We start from the raw sequence: 17,594 nt of genomic DNA, 5'->3' as shown, positions 1-17,594 counted from the left end.
GCGACCTGGAGTCCCGGCACCAGCCCGGCCAGCACCTATGTCGGAAGGACAAGCATGGCAACGACGCGTCCGCGCACCCATCGCACGGCAATCGAAGTCACGCTGGTGGCGGCGCTGTCCGCCCTACTGGCCCTCCTGACGGCGAGTCCAGCCGCCGCGGCCCCCGTCTTCGCCGACGGTTTCGAGAGCCCCGCCATCGGCAATGACTTCACCGAGTTTGTCGCCGGCCAGCAGTTCGGCCCGTGGACCGTCACGACCGGCACCGTCGGCCTCACCCGCGACTGGCAGGCCGCGGAAGGTAACCAGTCACTCGACCTCAACGGGTTCAGTCCGGGTGCGGTCGCCCGTACGCTGCCCACGAAGCTGCTCACCACCTATCGAGTGAGCTACGCCCTCGCCGGCAACCCCGACAACGGCCCCATCATCACGGCGGGCAACGTCACGGCCAACGGCCGGACCGTCGACAGTTTCACCTTCGACACCGCCGGCCACACGCCATCCGACATGGGGTACGTGTACCGGACGTTCTATTTCACCAACGTTTTGTCCGCCGCTACGGTCCTGCAGTTTGCCAGCACCACGGCGGGCGCCTTCGGCCCGGTCATCGACGACGTACGGGTCGAGAGCTGCCTGCTCGTCATCTGCCCTGCTGGCACGGCCACGGCCGTCTGAGTCGCCTAGATGTACCGCCCAGGGAGGTTGGTCGAGATTGGGTGACGACACGATCTGATGTCGCAGGTAGGTAGGTGAAGGCCTCCGGTTGCGGAGCGGAGCTGTCTAGGAACCGCTCCGACAACAGGAGGCCTTCGTGTCCCACGCTGACGCCGCCCTGACCCCTCGCGCACGTCTGCGCTTGGCGCGTGGTCGACGGGCGGTGGCGAATGTGCACGGCTTCGTCGCGAACACCGCGAACTACTCGGTGCTGCGCGAGGAGTACTTCCGCGCCGACGACGTCGTCAACGGCCAGCCGGTGCGCCTGTCGAGGTGGGTCGACGGGAATCCGTTCGTCGACGAGGTGCCGTACGCGAAACACATGCGCGAACTGCTGGCCTGGAGGGCCTTCCCGGGACGTCCTTGGCGCTGATGTCGGCACGGATTTCACCAGTCGCTGTCGCGGTTTCGAGCGGCGAACGACATGTGCGGCAACGCCAACCTGGACGGTGGTGCCCGGCGCCAGGCTGGTCTCCGCCCGCCTGTACCTGGGGCTCTGGCGGCACCTTCGCCGCTCTCACCGACGGCACCCCGTCCGCCGTCGAAAGGTCCGGTCTGCGCCGTCCCTGACAGCGGCCCGTGTGGTAGCGAAACTAACGCAGGACTGATAGCACCTTGACGGCATCAGCGTTACCTCATATGGTGGTATCACCGCTACCGCAATGTAAAGGAGCGCTGCTCGATGTCTGTCGTCCTCATCACCGGAGCCGCCACCGGGATCGGCAACCTGGCCGCCCGCGCCCTGGCCGGCGCCGGTCACACCGTCTACGCGAGCATGCGGGATGTCGGCGGTGGTAATGCCGCGCATGCGGCCGAGATGCGGGCACACGCCCGGGAGTCCGGCGCCGACCTGCACGTCCTCGAACTGGACGTCACGTCGCAGGACTCCGCCGACGCCGCCGTGCGCAGTGTCAGCGAACGGCACGGCGGCCTCGATGTGGTGATCAACAACGCCGGGCACCTGTACGTCGGCTACGTCGAGGCGTTCACCGACCAGGACGTCACGCGTCTGATCGACGTCAATGCCGTCGGCGCGCACCGTGTCAACCGTGCGGTCCTGCCGCACTTCCGACGGCGGCGAGCCGGGGTGCTGATGTACGTGGGCAGCACCATCCCCGTCACGACCCCGCCGTTCCTCGGCCCGTACGTGGTGAGCAAGGCCGCCATGGACGCGCTCGCCGTGACGACCGCCTACGAGGCCAACGCGTTCGGCATCGAGACGGTCATCGTCATGCCGGGCGCCATCACCGAAGGCACCGAGCATTTTCCGAACGCGAGCCGGGCGAGCGACCGGGACGTCACGGCGGCCTACGCCGGGCTCGATCGGCTCGTCGAACGCAATGAACGCGCCACTGCCGCGCTGCTCACGCACCCGCTGATGGGTGCGGCCGGCGTCGCCGAGGAAATCGTGCGCGTCCTGGACCTGCCCTTCGGCGAGAAGCCGTTTCGGACCGTGATCGACGACGCCCACGCCGGCGTGGAACACGTCAACGACGTCGCATACCAGACCCGCGCCGACTTCGTTCGGCGGTTGGGTTACCCCGAGCTGCTCGCTCCGGCCCGTTCCTGACCTACCGCTATCAGAGAAGGAGATCACTGTGCCCTCCAACCAGAGCCGGGCTGCCGTCGTGACCGGCGGATCCCGCGGGATCGGCCGCGCCGTCGCGCTGAGGCTCGCCGTCGACGGCCAGGACGTGGTCGTCGGCTACGTCGACAACGAAACTGAGGCGAAATCCACCGTCGAGGCGATCGAGACCACCGGGGGTCGCGCCGTAGCGGTGCAGGTGGACGTGGCCGACGAGAACGGCGTCAGGGCACTGTTCGACGCCGCCGAGCGGTCGTTCGGCGGCGTGGACGTTGTCGTGAACGCCGCGGGCGTCATGATCCTCAAACCGGTCGTCCAGTTGGACCTCGACGAGTTCGACCGGATGCACCGCACCAACCTCCGCGGCACCTTCGTCGTCGCCCGCGAAGCGATCGGTCGTCTGCGTGCGGGCGGCGCGATCATCAACTTCTCCACCTCGGTCACCCGCCTCAACCTGCCCAGCTACGCCGCGTACGCCGCGAGCAAGGCAGCGGTGGAAGCCCTCAGCCCGATCCTGGCCAAGGAGGCGCGCGGCCGGGACATCACGGTCAACGCCGTGGCTCCTGGACCCACGGCCACCGCCCTGTTCCTCGAGGGCAAGAGCGACGACCTCATCCAGCACATCGCGAAGCAGAACCCGATGGAACGGCTCGGCCGCCCGGACGACATTGCCGAAGTGGTGTCCCTGCTCGCCGGCAACGGCCGATGGATCAACGGGCAGACCATCTTCGTCAACGGCGGCGCCGCCTGACGAAGGCAGACCACCCAGTTAGCCGCCCTCGGCGGCACGAGGAGGAGAAGACAGATGGCTCAGCAGATCCACGGTTCCGCAACCGCACCGACGCCGGCCACCCCGGCCACGCCTGCCGTGCACGCCACAGCATCATCCTCTGGCCAATTCGTACGCTTCACTCTCATCGCAGCCGTCATCGCCGCGGCCGCGGCGTTCCTCAGCGAGACAGTCGGGCTACACGCCTGGGCGATGTTCGTCGGCTGGGTGGCCTGGTTCACCCGCCCGGCCTCGGCTCTGCACGGCGTCCACGCCGTCATCTGCCTGTGGGCGGGAATGCTGCTGGCCGTGGCCGGGCACCTCATCGTCGCCTTCCTGTCCCCGTCGATCGGGGTGGCGGCGCTGCCCGTCGCGGTGTTCGTGCTCGCCTGCGTCGCCGTCGGCATGCGTACCACACCCGTGCTGGACAACATGCTCGCCTGGTTCGTCGGCCTCGTTGCGTTCTTCGCTCTACACCCCGAGAACATACTGACCGGGCTGTTCACGTTGATCGCGGCCAGCGCCGTCGGCGCGGGCGCCGGCTACGCCTGCCAGCGCCTACAGCACCGATTCGCCGCCTGAGTGGCGCAGAGGAGCCGGCACTGCAGTTCGACAGGCCGGTGCAACCCGGCCCGGTGACGCGGTGCCGGCTCGATCGCCCACCACAACAGCTACGACCGGCCAGGGGTGCGGGTCAGGTGCCTGGATCTGGCAATGAGCCGCGCTGCCGCTCGCGCGGCGAGTCGGGCGACAAGACCCTTTCGAAGGAGAAAGCCATGTTCCATCGACCGCTGCGACGCGCCGCGACGGGCCCGAGCCTGATCGCCGCGCTCGCCCTGACGGCCTGCTCGCCCGATCATCAGCCGATGATCAACCCCGGCGACGGGCAGCCGAGCGCCACGCGCGGTGACGGCCCGGTCGCGACGCTCGGCGAACCCACCGAGATCGCCAACGGCCTCAACGCGCCGTGGGGGTTGACCTTCCTGCCCGACGGATCCGCGCTGGTGTCGCAGCGGATCAGCGGTGACATCGTCCGCGTCCCGGCTGACGGCGGCACGCCGCAGACGGTCGGCGCGGTACCCGGTGTGGTGGCCAGCTCCGAGGGGGGCCTGCTCGGCATCGCCGCCTCGCGCGACTTCGCCACCGATCACACGGTCTACGCCTCGGTCTCCGGTGCCCAGGAGAATGCCATCGTCGCCCTGCGCGTCGCCGACGACTTCCGATCGCTGCGGCAGGACCGGGTGCTGCTCGACGGCATCCAGACCGCCGACCGCCACCACGGCGGACGCATCGTGATCGGCCCGGACGGCAACCTGTGGATCGGCACCGGCGACGCGTTCGAGCCGGAGAACGCCGCCGACGACACCACGCTCAACGGCAAGATCCTGCGGATCCGCCCGGACGGCTCCATCCCGCGAGACAACCCCTCGCCCGACTCCCCGATCTACTCCTCCGGGCACCGCAACGTCCAGGGGATCGCCTTCGGGCCCGACGGCACGGCATACGGTTCCGAACTGGGCCACCGCACCTGGGACGAGGTCAACGTGCTCCGGTCGGGGCAGGACTACGGCTGGCCGGAAACCGAGGGTGTGCAAGGCAGCACCGGAGTGCCGCCGATCTTCACCGTGCACCCCGACGACGCCTCGCCCTCGGGTGTCGCCTACGCCGCCGGATCACTCTGGATCGGCGCGCTCGGCGGTCAACGTCTGTGGCAACTACCGGTCGCCGGCAACGGCGCGACCGGGGACGCCGTCGAGCACTTCGAGGGCGACCACGGACGCATCCGTACCGTCGAAGTGGCCCCCGACGGGGCGCTTTGGCTGGTCACCTCCAACACCGACCGCGCCACCTGGGGCGGAACCGATGCGCGTCCGGGTGACGACCGCATCCTGCGCGTCGAGGTGCGACCACGCTGAGCACGTGCACTCAGCCCACAGGACCAGCGGTGTCGGTCGGTGACGAACCAACCTCCACCGGTGTGAAACACAACAATCCCGGCGGCGCTCCGCAGCTCGTCGACGTGAGGAGGTAAGGGCCGATGTACATTACGGCCATGCCCGCCAAGGCCCCCCGCGAACGCATCATCGAGGCCACGGCGACGCTACTTGCCGAGGGCGGACGCGACGCCGTCTCCACGCGCACCGTCTGCGCGGCGGCCGGAGTGCAGGCGCCGGCCATCTACCGGCTGTTCGGCGACATGCAAGGCCTGCTCGACGCCGCCGGCAGCTTCGGTCTCGCCAGCTACCTGGCCCAGAAGACCGCGATCGAGGACAGCGACGATCCCGTCGAGGATCTACGCACCGGATGGGATCTCCACGTCGAATTCGGCCTCGCTCGGCCGGCGTTCTACACCCTCATCTTCGGCGACGTGCGTCCCGGCCACGAATCCCCGGCCGCAGGACAAGCCGCCGCCATCCTCGCCCATCGGGTCAATCGCATCGCCCAGGCCGGCCGGCTTCGCGTCACCGAGGAACGCGCCGCCCAACTCGTCCACTCCACCGGCAAAGGCGTGACGCTCACGCTCATCGCCACCCCACCGGAGAAACGCGACCTGGCTCTTTCCACGATCGCCCGCGAGTCGATCCTGGCCGCCATCACCACCGACACCGTCACCGGGGCCGCCACCACCGGTCTGCTCAACGCCGCAGTCTCGTTACAGGCCCACCTCGACGAGGCCACCGTCCTCACCGAAGGGGAACGCGTGTTGCTCGGCGAGTGGTTGCACCGCATAGGCAAGCACTGAGGCTGGCGCGACGCGGCCAGGAAGGCGCTGCCGAGTTCGGCGCGGACTCCCCGGTGGGGGCGGTGCTGGGCTGGGCAAGCACGGCCGACCGGATTGGCAGGTCACCCCTGCCGGCGACGGTGTTCGCCGTGGTCGGCTGCGGCGCTACCGCAGATAGTCACCAGCCTCGGCTCCAAGTACATTCAGCAGCGCCAGAGCCTCGGCGCCAGGGGATCCCGGCGGCGCGCTGTAGAGCACGAGGTGCTGGTCGCGGTCCGTGAGCGTGAGCGAGTCGCAGTCGACGGTGACCTCCCCGACGACCGGGTGGCGGAAAGTCTTCGTGAGTGTCGGCGCGGCCTGTACGTCGTGCCGCTCCCAGAGCCGGGCGAAGTCGGGGCTGGCGTCGCGGAGCTCGTCGACGAGGCCGGTCACTGCGGGATCCGTCGGGTAGCGGGCGAGGGTGGCCCGGAGCTCCAGGACGACGTGATGCCGGAACTCGGCGGCGTCGGAGATCCCGTAAAGCGTCGTGTCAGGTCGCGCCGGCCCGAGGAATGCCCGGCGCGCGAGATTGCGGTCCTTTGGGGCGAGCCCGGCAAAGTCCTCCATGAGCGCGGCCGCAAGGTCGTTCCACGCGAGCACCTCGAACGCGGCGGACACGACCAGAGCGGCCGTCCGCGGCAGCCGTTCGAGGAGCGCCAGGATGCTCGGGCGGACGTCGCGCCGGTGCAGCCGGGTACGGGTCGGCGCGGTACCCGCCAGGACGTGGAGGTGGTCGGACTCGGCGTCGGTGAGCCGCAGCGCGCCTGCGATCCCGGCGAGGACCTCGCCCGACGGCCGCGGCGCCCTGCCCTGCTCGAGCCGGACGTAGTACTCCGTGGAGATGTGCGCGAGGACCGCGGCCTCCTCACGGCGTAGACCCGGTGTCCGACGCCGCGGTCCGGAGGGGAGGCCGACGTCCTCCGGCCGGAGCCGCTCGCGACGGCTACGGAGGAACGCCCCGAGCTCCTTCTTGTTCATACCCCAAGTCTGCACGTGGCGCGGCCACGGATCCTGGTACCGCCTGTGCCTGTATCCGGCCTGGAGGCCAGCCTGACACTGTCGTCATGACGAACACCATCGACATCGCACCCATCGGCCTGCTCAGCGGCAAGGTTGTGTTCATCACCGGCGCCAGCCGCGGCATCGGGGCGGCCGCGGCCCGGCTCTTCGCCTCCGAGGGTGCCGCCGTCGTGCTCGCCGCCCGCAGCACGGATGCCCTCGACCACATCGTCGCCGAGGTCCGCGCCGACGGCGGCGTCGCCGACGCCGTCACCTTGGACCTCGCCGACCGTGCGAGCATCCGGGTGGCGATCGACCGCGTCGAGGAACTGCACGGACGGCTCGACGGCGCCTTCAACAACGCCGCGGCGATCCAGCAGCCCGGCCCGCTCGACACCACGAGCGACGAGGACATCGACGAGCAGTTCGCCGTGAACTTCCGCTCACACTGGACCGCCATGACCGCCGAGGCCGCACTCATGCGGCGGAACGGTGCCGGGGCGATCGTCAACACCTCGAGCATCGGCAGCCGCCGCGCGAACCCCGCCCTCCCCGCATACGGCGCCATGAAGCGCGCGCTCAACAGCATCACCGAGACCGCGGCCGTGACCTGGGGCCGTCAGGGCATCCGGGTGAACGGCATCACCCCCGGCGGCACCGCCACGGCGATGATCGACGCGTGGGAGGCGGTATCCCCGGGCATCATCGAGCGCAACATTGCGGTGACCCCACTCGGCCGGATGGCCGAGCCCCGCGAGGTGGCCGAGGTGGCCGCGTGGCTGCTCAGCGACCGTGCCTCGATGGTGACCGGCGCGATCGTGCCGGTCGACGGCGGCGCCGGCGCCTGAACGGGAGCCCGGGCAAGGCGTGGCGGCACCGCGCGCCCTGGCCGCAGCCGGCTGATTCTGTCTGCGGTGCGTGTTCAGACGCCCGGACGGGCTGTTCCAGCCGTGCGGCCCTCGGGGAGGGTGACGCTCGGACAACCCAGGTGTCACGGGTGCTTCCGGACTCGGCCCGTCCGTTATGGCGCGACCGCGCGGATGCGGTCCGCGATCGATGCGGCTTGGTCGAGTCCGGCGCGGGCTGCCGCCCGGCGTCGCGTGGGGTCGAGCATGTTGTTACCGATCGCGTCGCGGGCCGCGGCGTTCGGTGTCACGACGACGTGCGGTACCCCGAGGGCCGCTGCTTGGACCTGGGGCCGATCGGAGCGGCGCAGGGCCGCGGTGCTGGGTGCGATCACGATCACCTGGCTGTGACCGGTGGCCAGGTCCACGTTGGCGATCGAGCGTACGCCGCCGTCCATGTACCGCCTTCCGTTGATGGTGACGGGTGGCCAGATCAGCGGGACGGCGCAACTGGCCGCGACCGCGTCGATCAGGGGCACGCCGCTGTCGGCGTGGAAGACGATGTCCGCGCCGGTCTGGGTGTCGACGGCGGTCAACAGAAGCCGGCGGTCGGGCCAGAGCCGGTCGGGTACTCGTCGTTCGATGACCGCTCGCCGCTCGGCTTCGGAGATGGTTTTCGCCCGTAGGGCGGCTCGGCCCAGCCAGGCTCGGCCGTGCCGTCGGTCGCCGGGCCACGCGGCCGCGACGAGATAGTGGAGGACAGGTCCCATGCCGATCCGGGCGGGGAGTTCGCCGGACTGATTGTTTGTCTGGGCGGCGTAGATGTCCGCGAGGGGAGTTGTGCCGGTGAGTTGCGCGGCGACCGACGCGCCCGCGGAGGTGCCGATGACGGTGTCCGCGACGGATAGATCGACACCGCACTCGGCGAGGCCGTACAGCAGGCCGATCTCCCACGCGACGCCGGTCACGCCACCGCCGCCCAGAACCAGGGCCCATCCATCGGTCGGCATCTACGCATCCTCGCACGGCGCCACGCCGGGCTCGTGCTGAGCGTTCCAACCGAGGTGAGCCCGTTACGGACGGCGTCGTAGTCTCCGAGCAGCGCTGCGGCTACGCCGGACATACCTGTCGGCCGAGATCGGTTGCGATTACCTTGCCGAGTGGGTAGGTCAATGGTCATCGTGGTCTCGCCGACTCGTCGGGTCGGTGATCGAAAGCGATTCCGAAGGAGCTGGACATGCGCAGAACCTCCCTCGCGGCGGCCGGTACGGTGTGCGTCGCACTCGCGGGCGTACTGCCGGGGCTGCCCGCGACGGCCGCGCCCGTCGACCAGGTGACCGTGTACGTGAATCCGGCGGCTGACACCGGCGCCGGAGCGCCGGAGCGCCGTACCGGCCGGACACTCGACACCGCCGTGGCCTCGATCGAGGAGGCGCAGGACGTCCTGCGTGGCCGGAACGTAAGGAACGCGACGGTGCTCCTGCCCGCCGGCACCTACCGGCCGGCGTCGACCATCCAGGTGACCTGGTCGCCACCGGGTGGACGGATCACCCTCGGCACGGTCGGCGCAGCGGCGGTGACCATCGACTGTGGCACCTTCGAGGACAGCAGCGCCAACACCGAGTACGGGATGACGGTCACCGCCGACAACGTCACCGTCTCCAACTACGTCTTCCAGAACTGCCGCAACGGTGGAATCCGTGCCGCGGGTACCTCGGCGAACCGGCTCGACGGGTTGACCGTCACCGGCAACACGTTCCGGCGGCTCGGCGGCAAGTACCAAAGTGGACCCGGCAACGGGTACGGCGCGGTGCACGCCACGTACACGACCGGGCTCAACGTCGAGGACAACCTCTTCCAGAACCTGGAAAACACCGAGAGCCCCGCCGCGATGCACGGGGTCTACGTCGCCAACTACGCGAGCGACACCGTGATCTACAACAATCGGTTCGAGCTGATTTCGGGCGACCCGGTGCGGACCCGGAACCGGGCGGACAACACCACCGTCGACCTCAACAAGTTCTGGCGTACCGGCGCGTACGCGATCTTCAGCGACTGGCGGTTCGACAGCGAGGGATGCAGCACGAACGGCTTGTTCGACCGGAACCAGGTCGGCACCACCTCGTACAACAACGACAGGTGGAACGAGGACGCGCAGGGCAGCATCAACCCGGTCCGGGTCCGACTCTGGGGGCACGACGCGGCGACCAACGCCAACCTGTACGGCTGCTCCAGCGACCCGGTCAGCTTCGGCGGGAACAACGTCTACGTGACCAGCAAGCCCTGGTAGGACGTCCCTGCCCCGGGCCCGGGGGCGTGGGGCAGGGCCGCGCGGGAACTCAGGAGGGAGAGCCCGGTGCGGTGACTGCCAACGCGCATCGGTGCCGTCTTCGACCGACCGCAAAGCGCTACGTCGGAGACGAGATCACCGGGTGATGTCGGCGGCCGCGCCGCCCTCGTCGCCCGGCCCGGCCCGTTCCATACCGATCGCGAGGGTCGCCAGCTTTTCCAGTGCGCTGTTGAGGTGGACGATCTCGTCCTCGGTGAGGGCGGAGAGGAAGGCGGTGTTCCGGATCCGCGCCGCGGCGATCAGCCCTCTGTAGGTGCGCCGGCCGGCCGGAGTCAGGGAGATGGGCGAACTGTTGCCGGGGCCGCTGGAGCGGACGACGAAACCGCGGTCGACGAGCTTCGTGACGATACGGCTCATTTGAGCGGGGTCTATGCCCGCGAGTCGGGCAATGCGATTCGTGGTGCTCGCCACTCCGCCTCCGAGTAGCGCCAGGGCCCGCCATTCACCCAGGCTGACGTCGAATTCCCGACGGAAGAGCAGGGCCGCGCTGCGCTCGAATGCGTTGACCACCCGGTGTAGCCGAAATGAGAGCAGTTCGGTTATCACCATATCCGTCGCCAGCGTCTCCCCGCCTGCGGTCGCTTCCACCATGCGCGCAAGTTTGCCACGCCGGATCCGGACCACCCCGGGCCGGCCGTGCCGCCGCGCCGGTCCGGCCGGGGGTTCCGGTCGATGTTCGTGGCGTCGGCGCGGGTGGGCGTGTCGGTGTCCGGGATCGAACGTGGTTCGTGCCGTTGTCGCGGTCGACCCGCCGACGACCGACGTCGCACCAGACTGTTGACAATCACAACACCCGGTACACATACTCTGCGATCATCAACGTCGGCCGTGGCCCCGTTCGTCCTGGCTGCGGGCGGTGAGCTCTCGGAACGGAGAACCCATGCAGACTCTGCGGTACGAGTCGATCCGCTACCTGTTGCGGCCGTCGAGCATCGCTGTCGTCGGCGCGTCGGACCGTCCGGACCGGATCGGGGGCCGCCCGCTGCGCATACTCGCCGACCGTGGCTACCGCGGGTCGATCTACCCGGTCAACCCCAAGTACGAGTCGGTGCAGGGCATGCGCTGCTATCCGGACATCGCCTCGCTGCCGGCCGACGTCGAGCTGTTCGTCATCTGCATTCCGGCGGAGGCGGCGGTTGCCGCGCTGGAAGAGGCGGCCGAGCGTGGTGCGCGGGCGGCCGTGGTGTTCGGCGGCGGATTCGCCGAGACCGGCGCCGATGGAAAGGCGCTACAGGATCGGTTGTCCCGTATCGCCGAATCGGCCGGAATCGCGCTTGCCGGACCGAACAGCCTGGGACTCGCGTCGTTTGCCCACCGCTCCTTCGCGACGTTCGCGACGACCCTGGAAACCATGCCGGCGATCGAGGCGGGCGGGGTGGCTCTCGTCTCGCAGAGCGGCGGCACCGCCTTCAACCTCCTGACCGAGGCGTACTGGGCGGGCGGGCGCTTCTCACACGTCATCGCCACCGGCAACGAGGCGGGTGTGACGTTCCCCGACTACCTCCGCTACCTTGCCACCGATCCCGCCACCTCGGCCGTGATCGGGTACGTCGAGGGCGTCGCGAGCGGCGAGCAGTTGGCGGTCGCTCTCGGCGAGTTGCGGTCCGCGGGCAAGCCGGTCTTCCTGCTGAAGTCCGGCGCGTCCGAGCGGGGGAGCAGGTCGGTGGCCTCGCACACCGCGCAGTTTTCCGGTGTGGACAGTGCCTTCGACGCCGTCTTCGACCGGTTCGGCGCGGTCCGGCTGCGTGGAATGGACGACGCGGTCGACATCGCCCGCGCCCTGACCATCGACACGCCGGTCGACGGGCTGGCGGTGGCGACCAACTCCGGCGGCGCCGCCGCGTACCTGTCGGACGCGTGCGACCGGTTCGGCGTACCGCTGACCGACCTGTCCGACGACACGATGCGGGACCTGCGGGCGGCGCTGCCGGCGTTCGCCGGGCTGACGAACCCGATCGACTTCACCGCCCAGGTGATCAACGACGTCGACCTGATGGCGAACACCCTGCGGATCCTCGACCGCGACCCCTCGGTCGACACGTTGCTGGTCTTCCTCGGCAGCATGGAGTACCTCGGGGAGAAGCTGATCGACATCCTCGTCCGGACGCGTGCCGAGCTGCGCAACCCCCTCGTGCTGTCCTGGCTCGGCGTGAGTGACCGAGTCCGCCTGGCGGCCGCCGAGGCTGGCCTGGTGGTCGGCGCCGACCCGGCCCGGGCGTTGCGCGGGATGGGACTCGTCCGGGCCGGTCGACAGGGCCAGCGGCAGGCGCCGGGCCGGACCGGCCCGGCGCCGGCGGTCGACCTCGGCGGGGCGATCGGCGACGGCCTGACCGGGCTCGGGACCGGCCAGCGGCAGGGCCTCGACGAGGCGCGGGCGATGGAGCTGCTGGACCGGCTGGGCGTACGCACGCCGCGCCGGGTCGAGGTCGGCGGCGCGGAGGACGCGCTGGCGGCGGCCGAGCAGGTCGGCTACCCGTGCGTGCTCAAGCTCGTCGAGCCCTTCCTGGCCCATCGGGCGCGGCAGGGCGCGGTCGAGGTCGGGCTCGACGGCCCGGACCGGTTGGCGGCGGCGTACCAGCGGATGGCCGGGCAGTTCGGCATGACGAAGGCGCTGGTCGTCGAGCAGGTCCCGGCCGGACCGGAGCTGATCGTCGGGGTACTCGCCGACGCCACCTTCGGCAGCCGCGCCGTACTCGGCAGCGGCGGAATCTGGGCGAACGAGATCGACGACGTACGCACCCTGGTGCCGCCCTACGAGCCGGCGTACGTCGCGCACGAGTTGCGGCGGCTCAAGCTGGCGGCACAGTTCGAGACCCGGCCGCCGGTCGACGTGCCGGGGCTGGCCGAGGACCTCTCCGCCGTGCTGACCCGGCTCGACGCCGTCGTCCGGGACAGCGCGGTCGGGATCGGGGAGATCGAGTGCAACCCGATCCGGGTGGTCGACGGTGGGACCGTGGTGCTCGACGCGCTGGCCTTCACCACCGAGGCCGGCCGATGAGCGAGACGGCGTCCGAGCCGGTGGTGCACCGCCCTGGCCTGGGCATCTCCACAAACGTCGGACACGCGAACGCCCAGCGGATAGAACTGCGCCGGTACGACCTGGTCGACGAGCTGATCGGGCACACCTCGTACACCGAGACCCTGCTGCTCACCGTGACCGGCCGGCGGCCGTCGGGCGCGCAGGTCCGCGCCGTGGACGCCGTCCTGGTCAGCCTGGTCGACCACGGGATGCAGCCGAGCGCCCTGGCCGCCCGGCTGACCTACTCGGCGGCGCCGGACGCGCTCCAGGGCGCGCTGGCCGCCGGCGTGCTGGGCGCGGGCAGCTCACTGCTCGGCTCGATGGAACAGGCCGGCAAGCTGTTGGCCGGCATCGGCGCCGAGGTACGGGCCGGCACCGATGCCCGAGGCGCGGCCGAGCGGGCGGTCGCGCGGATCCTCGACGACGGCCGGCGGGTGCCCGGGTTCGGGCACGGGCTGCACCGCAGCGGTGATCCCCGGGCGATCCGGCTGCTCCAGGTCGCGACCGAGCTGGACGTCGCGGCCGACGAGACCGGTTGGCTGACCGCGGTCGGCACCGCGATCGAGCGGCGGGTCGGTCGCCGGCTCGTGGTGAACGCCACCGGCGCGGCGGCGGCGATCCTGCTCGGCGTCGGCATCCCCTGGCACCTGCACCGCGGAATGGCGATCGTCAGCCGCACCGCCGGACTGCTCGCACACATCAACGAGGAACTCGACCAGCCGATCGCCCCGCAGGTACGCAACGCGCTGCGCGAGGCCAGTTGGCTGCCGGAGGACCGCCGCCCGGCGGGAGGCTCCGATGCATGACCCCTCGGCGATCGTCGGCAACAGCACCGGTTGGGCGCCGTTCCACTGTGAGCGCTGGCGGGCCGAGCGGGTCCGAGAGGTGTCCGGACTGGCCCAGCACCCCTACCTGCCGGTGGACGGCCGGGCCGAGCTGGTCCCACCGTCCTTCCTGAGCGCGCAGTACGTGGACGCCTTCGCCCTGGGCATCCCGGACGCACCCGCCCGGCTCAACGGCGGGAACTCGTGCCGCTGGCGGGCCGGGGTACGGGTCGGCGACGCGCTCGAACGCAACTCCACGGTGGTCGACGCCGAGGTCAAGAACGGCCGGACCGGGCGGCTGGAGCTGTACACCGTCGAGACGGTGTACCGGCGGACCGACTCCCTGGCCGAGGTGGCGGAACTCCGGTACACCGCGATCCGGCGGTTCCCGGAGTCGGCGACCGGAGCGCCTCCGGCGGCGACCGGATCGCGGCCGAGCACGGCTGGCCGGCCGAGCGGGGCGGATCTGCCCCCGGGCGCGGTCCGGGTCTTCTCGACCGGCGTGTCCCCGCGCGACGTCGTCCGGTACGCGGTCGCCACCGAGGACCTCTACGAGGCGCACTACGACGAGTCCTACGCGCGGTCCAGCGGCCTGCCCGGGACCATCGTGCACGGCCTGTTGAAGATGGCCTGGCTGGCCCGCGGCGCACTGGAGTACGCCGGCACCGGCAGCGTGCTGCGGGAGCTGTCGGCCTCGTACCGCGGGCTGGACCTGGTCAGGGACGACTTCACGGTATGGGTCGTACCCGAGCCGGCCGGCGCGGGCGACGGCGGAACGCGGCTCCAGCTGTACGGGCAGTCTCAGGGGGGTGCGGTCTCCACGGTCGGCGCGGCCGTGCTCGAACCGGCGTCGACCGATCCGACATCCATCGCAGCCGGGGCGGACCCGGACTGCGCGCGTACGCAGACGCGATCTCAGACACAGGAAGAGGAGTGAGTGTCGTGGGTCAACCCACCACCGCCGAATTCGATGCCGACCTGCTGCCCGGCGAGCCCGGCCGGACCCTGCTGATCGCCGGGGAGTGGACGACGGCCGAGACGACGTTCGACGTACTCGACCCGGCGACGTTGGAGGTCGTCGGGCGGGCCGCCGACGCCGGCGAGCCGGAGGCCCGGGCCGCGACCGAGGCGGCGGTGGCCGCGTACGCCGGGTGGCGTGCCGAGGCCGCAGAGTCCCGGGCCGCGCGGCTGCGGGCCGCCGTGGCGGCCGTCCGGGCGCACGCCGAGGGCCTGGCCCGGCTGATGTCGGTCGAGAACGGCAAGCCGTACGCCGAGGCGCACGGCGAGATCCTCCGGGGCGCCGCCATGCTCGAGTGGGGTGTCGAGGAGGGGCGCCGGGCGTACGGCCGGATCACCCCGTCCTCGGCAAACGGCCGCGGTCTCGTGCTCACCTCCCCGGTCGGTCCGGCGCTGCTGATCACCCCGTGGAACTTCCCGGCGAGCATGCTGATGCGCAAGATCGGGCTGTCGCTGTCGGCCGGCTCGCCCGTGGTGGCCAAGCCGGCCGAGCAGACCCCGCTGATCGCGGTCGCCGTGACCAGGCTGATCAACGAGCAGCTTCCGCCCGGCGTGCTGAACGTCCTCACCACCTCGCGTCCCGCCGAGGTCGTCAACGCGATCATGGACGATCCCCGGATCCGCAAGGTGAGTTTCACCGGCTCCACCGAGGTGGGGCTGAGCCTGGCCCGCCGTCCCGGTGCCGTGCTGCGGCGCGTCTCCCTGGAGATGGGCGGCCACTCGCCGGCCATCGTCTTCCCCGACGCGGACCTCGACAGCACCGTCGACAACCTGATGTTCGCGAAGTTCCCCAACGCGGGCCAGAGCTGCATCTCGATCAACCGGCTGTTCGTGCACCGCTCCCTGGTGGCCGAGCTGACCGGCCGGCTCGCCGAGCGGATCGCCGCGCTGCGCCTCGGGCGCGGGCTCAGCACCGGGGTGACGACCGGTCCGCTGATCGACTTCGCCGGCCTCGCCAAGGTGGAACGGCACGTCGAGGACGCGGTCGCCAAGGGCGCGACCGTGCTCGTCGGCGGCAACCGTTGGACGCCGGACGACCCTCGGCTCAAGGGCGCCTTCCACGAGCCGACGCTGCTGACCGACGTGCACGAGGGGATGGAGATCGCCCGCGAGGAGACCTTCGGGCCGGTGCTCCCCGTCTACCCGTTCGACGACGGCGACGACGTGGTCGCGCGGGCGAACGACACGACGTACGGCCTCGCGGCGTACGTGTTCGGCTCGGACTTCAACCGGCTCTGGGACGCCATGGAGCGACTCGAATTCGGCGTCATCGGAGTCAACGACGCCATGCCGAACCGTCCGGAGCTGCCCTTCGGCGGCTTCAAGAACAGCGGCCAGGGCCGCGAGGGCGGCACCGAGGGCATCGAGGACTACGTCGAGACGAAGGCCATCGCGATCAAGCGATGACGACGTCCGGCTCCTGGGGATGAGCGCCGGCACCGCGCACACGGTGCCGCACGGAGATTGCGATTCCACCAACCGCCCGGTTCGGGCGTAGAGGTCAGCCGCCATACCGGCTGGCCGGAATAGGAGACCTGATGTTCCACCGCAGGCGACCCCCACGATGGATTTCCGCGACAACGCGTACCAGCCTGGCCCTGGTGCTCGCCGCCACCGCGCTGACGGCCTGCACCCTCGACTCCGGCAGCGTCACCGCAGACGACGAGGAGTCGGCGTCCGGTGAGGTACTGGTCGGCGTGGCGCTGCCGTTCTCCGGTGCGGTGTCGCGGACCGGCAACCTGTACCGCAAGGGCATCGAGCTGCGCCTCAAGCAGGCCGAGGAGTCGGGCGAACTCGGCGACGTCTCCGTCAAGGTCGACTTCCAGGACGACGCGAACAACCCCAGCGAGGCCGTACCGCTGGTGACCCGGTTCGCCCAGGCCGGCGCGGTCGCCATGTTCGGTGCCCACTCGTCGCCGGTCGCGCTCGCCCAGGCGAACGCCGTCGAGGCGGCCGGGCTGCCCGAGTTCGTGTTCGGGGCGAGCAACTCGATCAAGAACCCGTTCCAGTACCAGGTGAACGCCCGGGACTCGGAGCAGATCAAGAACGTCATCACCTTCGCCGCCCGCAACAACTTCCGCCGGGTCGGCATCTTCACCGACACCGGTGCGTACGGCACCTCGGCCAAGCAGCAGCTCGACGCCATCCTCGGCGAGTCCGACCTGGAGATCGTCGGATCCGAGACGTTCGAGCCGACCGCCTCGAACCTCACCCCGCAGCTCGTGTCGCTGCGGCGCAAGAACCCCGACTTCGTCGCGATGTTCAGCTTCGGCACCCCGTACGCGGCGGTGGTCAAGGGCAAGGCCGAGATCGGGTGGAAGGTGCCGATCGTCGGCAACGTGGCCGCCGGTGACATCGCGGTCGGCGAGATCGCCGGCAAGGACGCCGACGGGCTCTACTTCATGACGCCGCTGGGCGACGACTCGCCGGCCAGCCGTACCCTCGCCGAGAACTGGGCGAAGGCGTACCCGGAGGACCCGCTGACCTTCGAGGGCGCGACCGCGTACGACGCCATGACGGTGCTGATCCGGGCGTTCAAAGAGGGCGGCACCAGCCGGCAGGCCGTGCAGGACTGGCTGTCCAAGGCCACCGCGATCGAGGGTCTCGCCTGCGGCAAGTCGCCGTGGAACCTGACCGAGCGTGCGCCGATCAAGGCTGACGACCTCGCGTTCCGGCTCTGGAAGACAGGAGAGACGGTCGCTGTCTGACCGCAC

At 70.5% G+C, this 17,594-nt stretch carries 17 protein-coding genes; 14 read left to right on the top strand and 3 right to left on the bottom strand.

What is annotated here, in order from left to right; genetic code table 11:
* Positions 1–54: 54 nt before the first annotated feature.
* From ACFP2T_RS19420 to ACFP2T_RS19390, 7 genes are all read left to right on the top strand, one after another.
* Complete coding sequence (locus ACFP2T_RS19420; RefSeq protein WP_377423746.1) at positions 55–672, top strand: DUF642 domain-containing protein; 618 nt, start codon at positions 55–57, stop codon at positions 670–672.
* Between the two features lie 136 nt (positions 673–808).
* Positions 809–1,084 (top strand): hypothetical protein, encoded by a 276-nt coding sequence (locus tag ACFP2T_RS19415; RefSeq protein WP_377423743.1) that lies wholly within the window; start codon positions 809–811, stop codon positions 1,082–1,084.
* A gap of 309 nt (positions 1,085–1,393) precedes the next feature.
* The gene (locus ACFP2T_RS19410; protein ID WP_377423741.1) at positions 1,394–2,281 is read left to right on the top strand and encodes an SDR family NAD(P)-dependent oxidoreductase; all 888 of its coding nucleotides are present in this window, start codon (positions 1,394–1,396) and stop codon (positions 2,279–2,281) included.
* A gap of 22 nt (positions 2,282–2,303) precedes the next feature.
* Entirely contained in the window at positions 2,304–3,047 is a 744-nt protein-coding gene (locus ACFP2T_RS19405; protein ID WP_377423826.1) for an SDR family oxidoreductase, read from the top strand.
* Between the two features lie 54 nt (positions 3,048–3,101).
* A complete protein-coding gene (locus ACFP2T_RS19400) occupies positions 3,102–3,647 on the top strand; it encodes a DUF1097 domain-containing protein (RefSeq protein ID WP_377423738.1) in 546 nt (181 codons plus the stop codon).
* A 194-nt stretch (positions 3,648–3,841) separates the two neighbouring features.
* Positions 3,842–4,981 carry a PQQ-dependent sugar dehydrogenase gene (locus ACFP2T_RS19395; RefSeq protein WP_377423736.1) on the top strand — a complete coding sequence of 380 codons (1,140 nt, stop codon included), beginning with the start codon at positions 3,842–3,844 and terminating at the stop codon, positions 4,979–4,981.
* Between the two features lie 137 nt (positions 4,982–5,118).
* Entirely contained in the window at positions 5,119–5,808 is a 690-nt protein-coding gene (locus ACFP2T_RS19390; protein ID WP_377423735.1) for a TetR/AcrR family transcriptional regulator, read from the top strand.
* 144 nt (positions 5,809–5,952) lie between these two features.
* On the opposite strand, the gene ACFP2T_RS19385 is transcribed toward ACFP2T_RS19390, so the two are convergent.
* A complete protein-coding gene (locus ACFP2T_RS19385) occupies positions 5,953–6,804 on the bottom strand; it encodes a helix-turn-helix transcriptional regulator (protein ID WP_377423732.1) in 852 nt (283 codons plus the stop codon).
* An 86-nt stretch (positions 6,805–6,890) separates the two neighbouring features.
* On the opposite strand from ACFP2T_RS19385, the gene ACFP2T_RS19380 reads away from it, so the two are divergent.
* Entirely contained in the window at positions 6,891–7,673 is a 783-nt protein-coding gene (locus tag ACFP2T_RS19380) for an SDR family NAD(P)-dependent oxidoreductase (RefSeq protein WP_377423729.1), read from the top strand.
* Positions 7,674–7,846: 173 nt separating this feature from the next.
* On the opposite strand, the gene ACFP2T_RS19375 is transcribed toward ACFP2T_RS19380, so the two are convergent.
* Complete coding sequence (locus tag ACFP2T_RS19375; RefSeq protein WP_377423727.1) at positions 7,847–8,680, bottom strand: patatin-like phospholipase family protein; 834 nt, start codon at positions 8,678–8,680, stop codon at positions 7,847–7,849.
* Positions 8,681–8,907: 227 nt separating this feature from the next.
* Between ACFP2T_RS19375 and ACFP2T_RS19370 the strand changes: the two genes are divergently transcribed.
* Positions 8,908–9,960 (top strand): right-handed parallel beta-helix repeat-containing protein, encoded by a 1,053-nt coding sequence (locus ACFP2T_RS19370; protein WP_377423725.1) that lies wholly within the window; start codon positions 8,908–8,910, stop codon positions 9,958–9,960.
* 135 nt (positions 9,961–10,095) lie between these two features.
* On the opposite strand, the gene ACFP2T_RS19365 is transcribed toward ACFP2T_RS19370, so the two are convergent.
* Positions 10,096–10,611: a MarR family winged helix-turn-helix transcriptional regulator gene (locus ACFP2T_RS19365; protein WP_377423722.1), complete on the bottom strand. Its 516-nt coding sequence runs from the start codon at positions 10,609–10,611 to the stop codon at positions 10,096–10,098.
* 289 nt (positions 10,612–10,900) lie between these two features.
* Here ACFP2T_RS19365 and ACFP2T_RS19360 point away from each other — a divergent pair, with 289 nt between their 5' ends.
* From ACFP2T_RS19360 to ACFP2T_RS19340, 5 genes are all read left to right on the top strand, one after another.
* Positions 10,901–13,018 carry an acetate--CoA ligase family protein gene (locus ACFP2T_RS19360; RefSeq protein WP_377423720.1) on the top strand — a complete coding sequence of 706 codons (2,118 nt, stop codon included), beginning with the start codon at positions 10,901–10,903 and terminating at the stop codon, positions 13,016–13,018.
* Positions 13,015–13,845 carry a citryl-CoA lyase gene (locus tag ACFP2T_RS19355; protein ID WP_377423718.1) on the top strand — a complete coding sequence of 277 codons (831 nt, stop codon included), beginning with the start codon at positions 13,015–13,017 and terminating at the stop codon, positions 13,843–13,845. The genes ACFP2T_RS19360 and ACFP2T_RS19355 overlap by 4 nt, the downstream gene beginning before the upstream one ends.
* Complete coding sequence (locus tag ACFP2T_RS19350) at positions 13,838–14,800, top strand: FAS1-like dehydratase domain-containing protein (RefSeq protein WP_377423716.1); 963 nt, start codon at positions 13,838–13,840, stop codon at positions 14,798–14,800. Before ACFP2T_RS19355 ends, ACFP2T_RS19350 begins: the two co-directional genes overlap by 8 nt.
* Positions 14,801–14,805: 5 nt before the next feature.
* Positions 14,806–16,287, top strand: a complete 1,482-nt coding sequence (locus ACFP2T_RS19345; protein ID WP_377423713.1) for an NAD-dependent succinate-semialdehyde dehydrogenase — start codon at positions 14,806–14,808, stop codon at positions 16,285–16,287.
* A gap of 131 nt (positions 16,288–16,418) precedes the next feature.
* Complete coding sequence (locus ACFP2T_RS19340) at positions 16,419–17,588, top strand: ABC transporter substrate-binding protein (protein WP_377423711.1); 1,170 nt, start codon at positions 16,419–16,421, stop codon at positions 17,586–17,588.
* The last annotated feature ends 6 nt before the right edge of the window (positions 17,589–17,594 follow it).

It is taken from the genome of Plantactinospora solaniradicis (assembly GCF_042658085.1).
Taxonomy (GTDB): domain Bacteria; phylum Actinomycetota; class Actinomycetes; order Mycobacteriales; family Micromonosporaceae; genus Plantactinospora; species Plantactinospora solaniradicis.
Note: the sequence above shows the minus strand (reverse complement) of the source record. Positions and strands in the feature narration are given on the sequence as shown.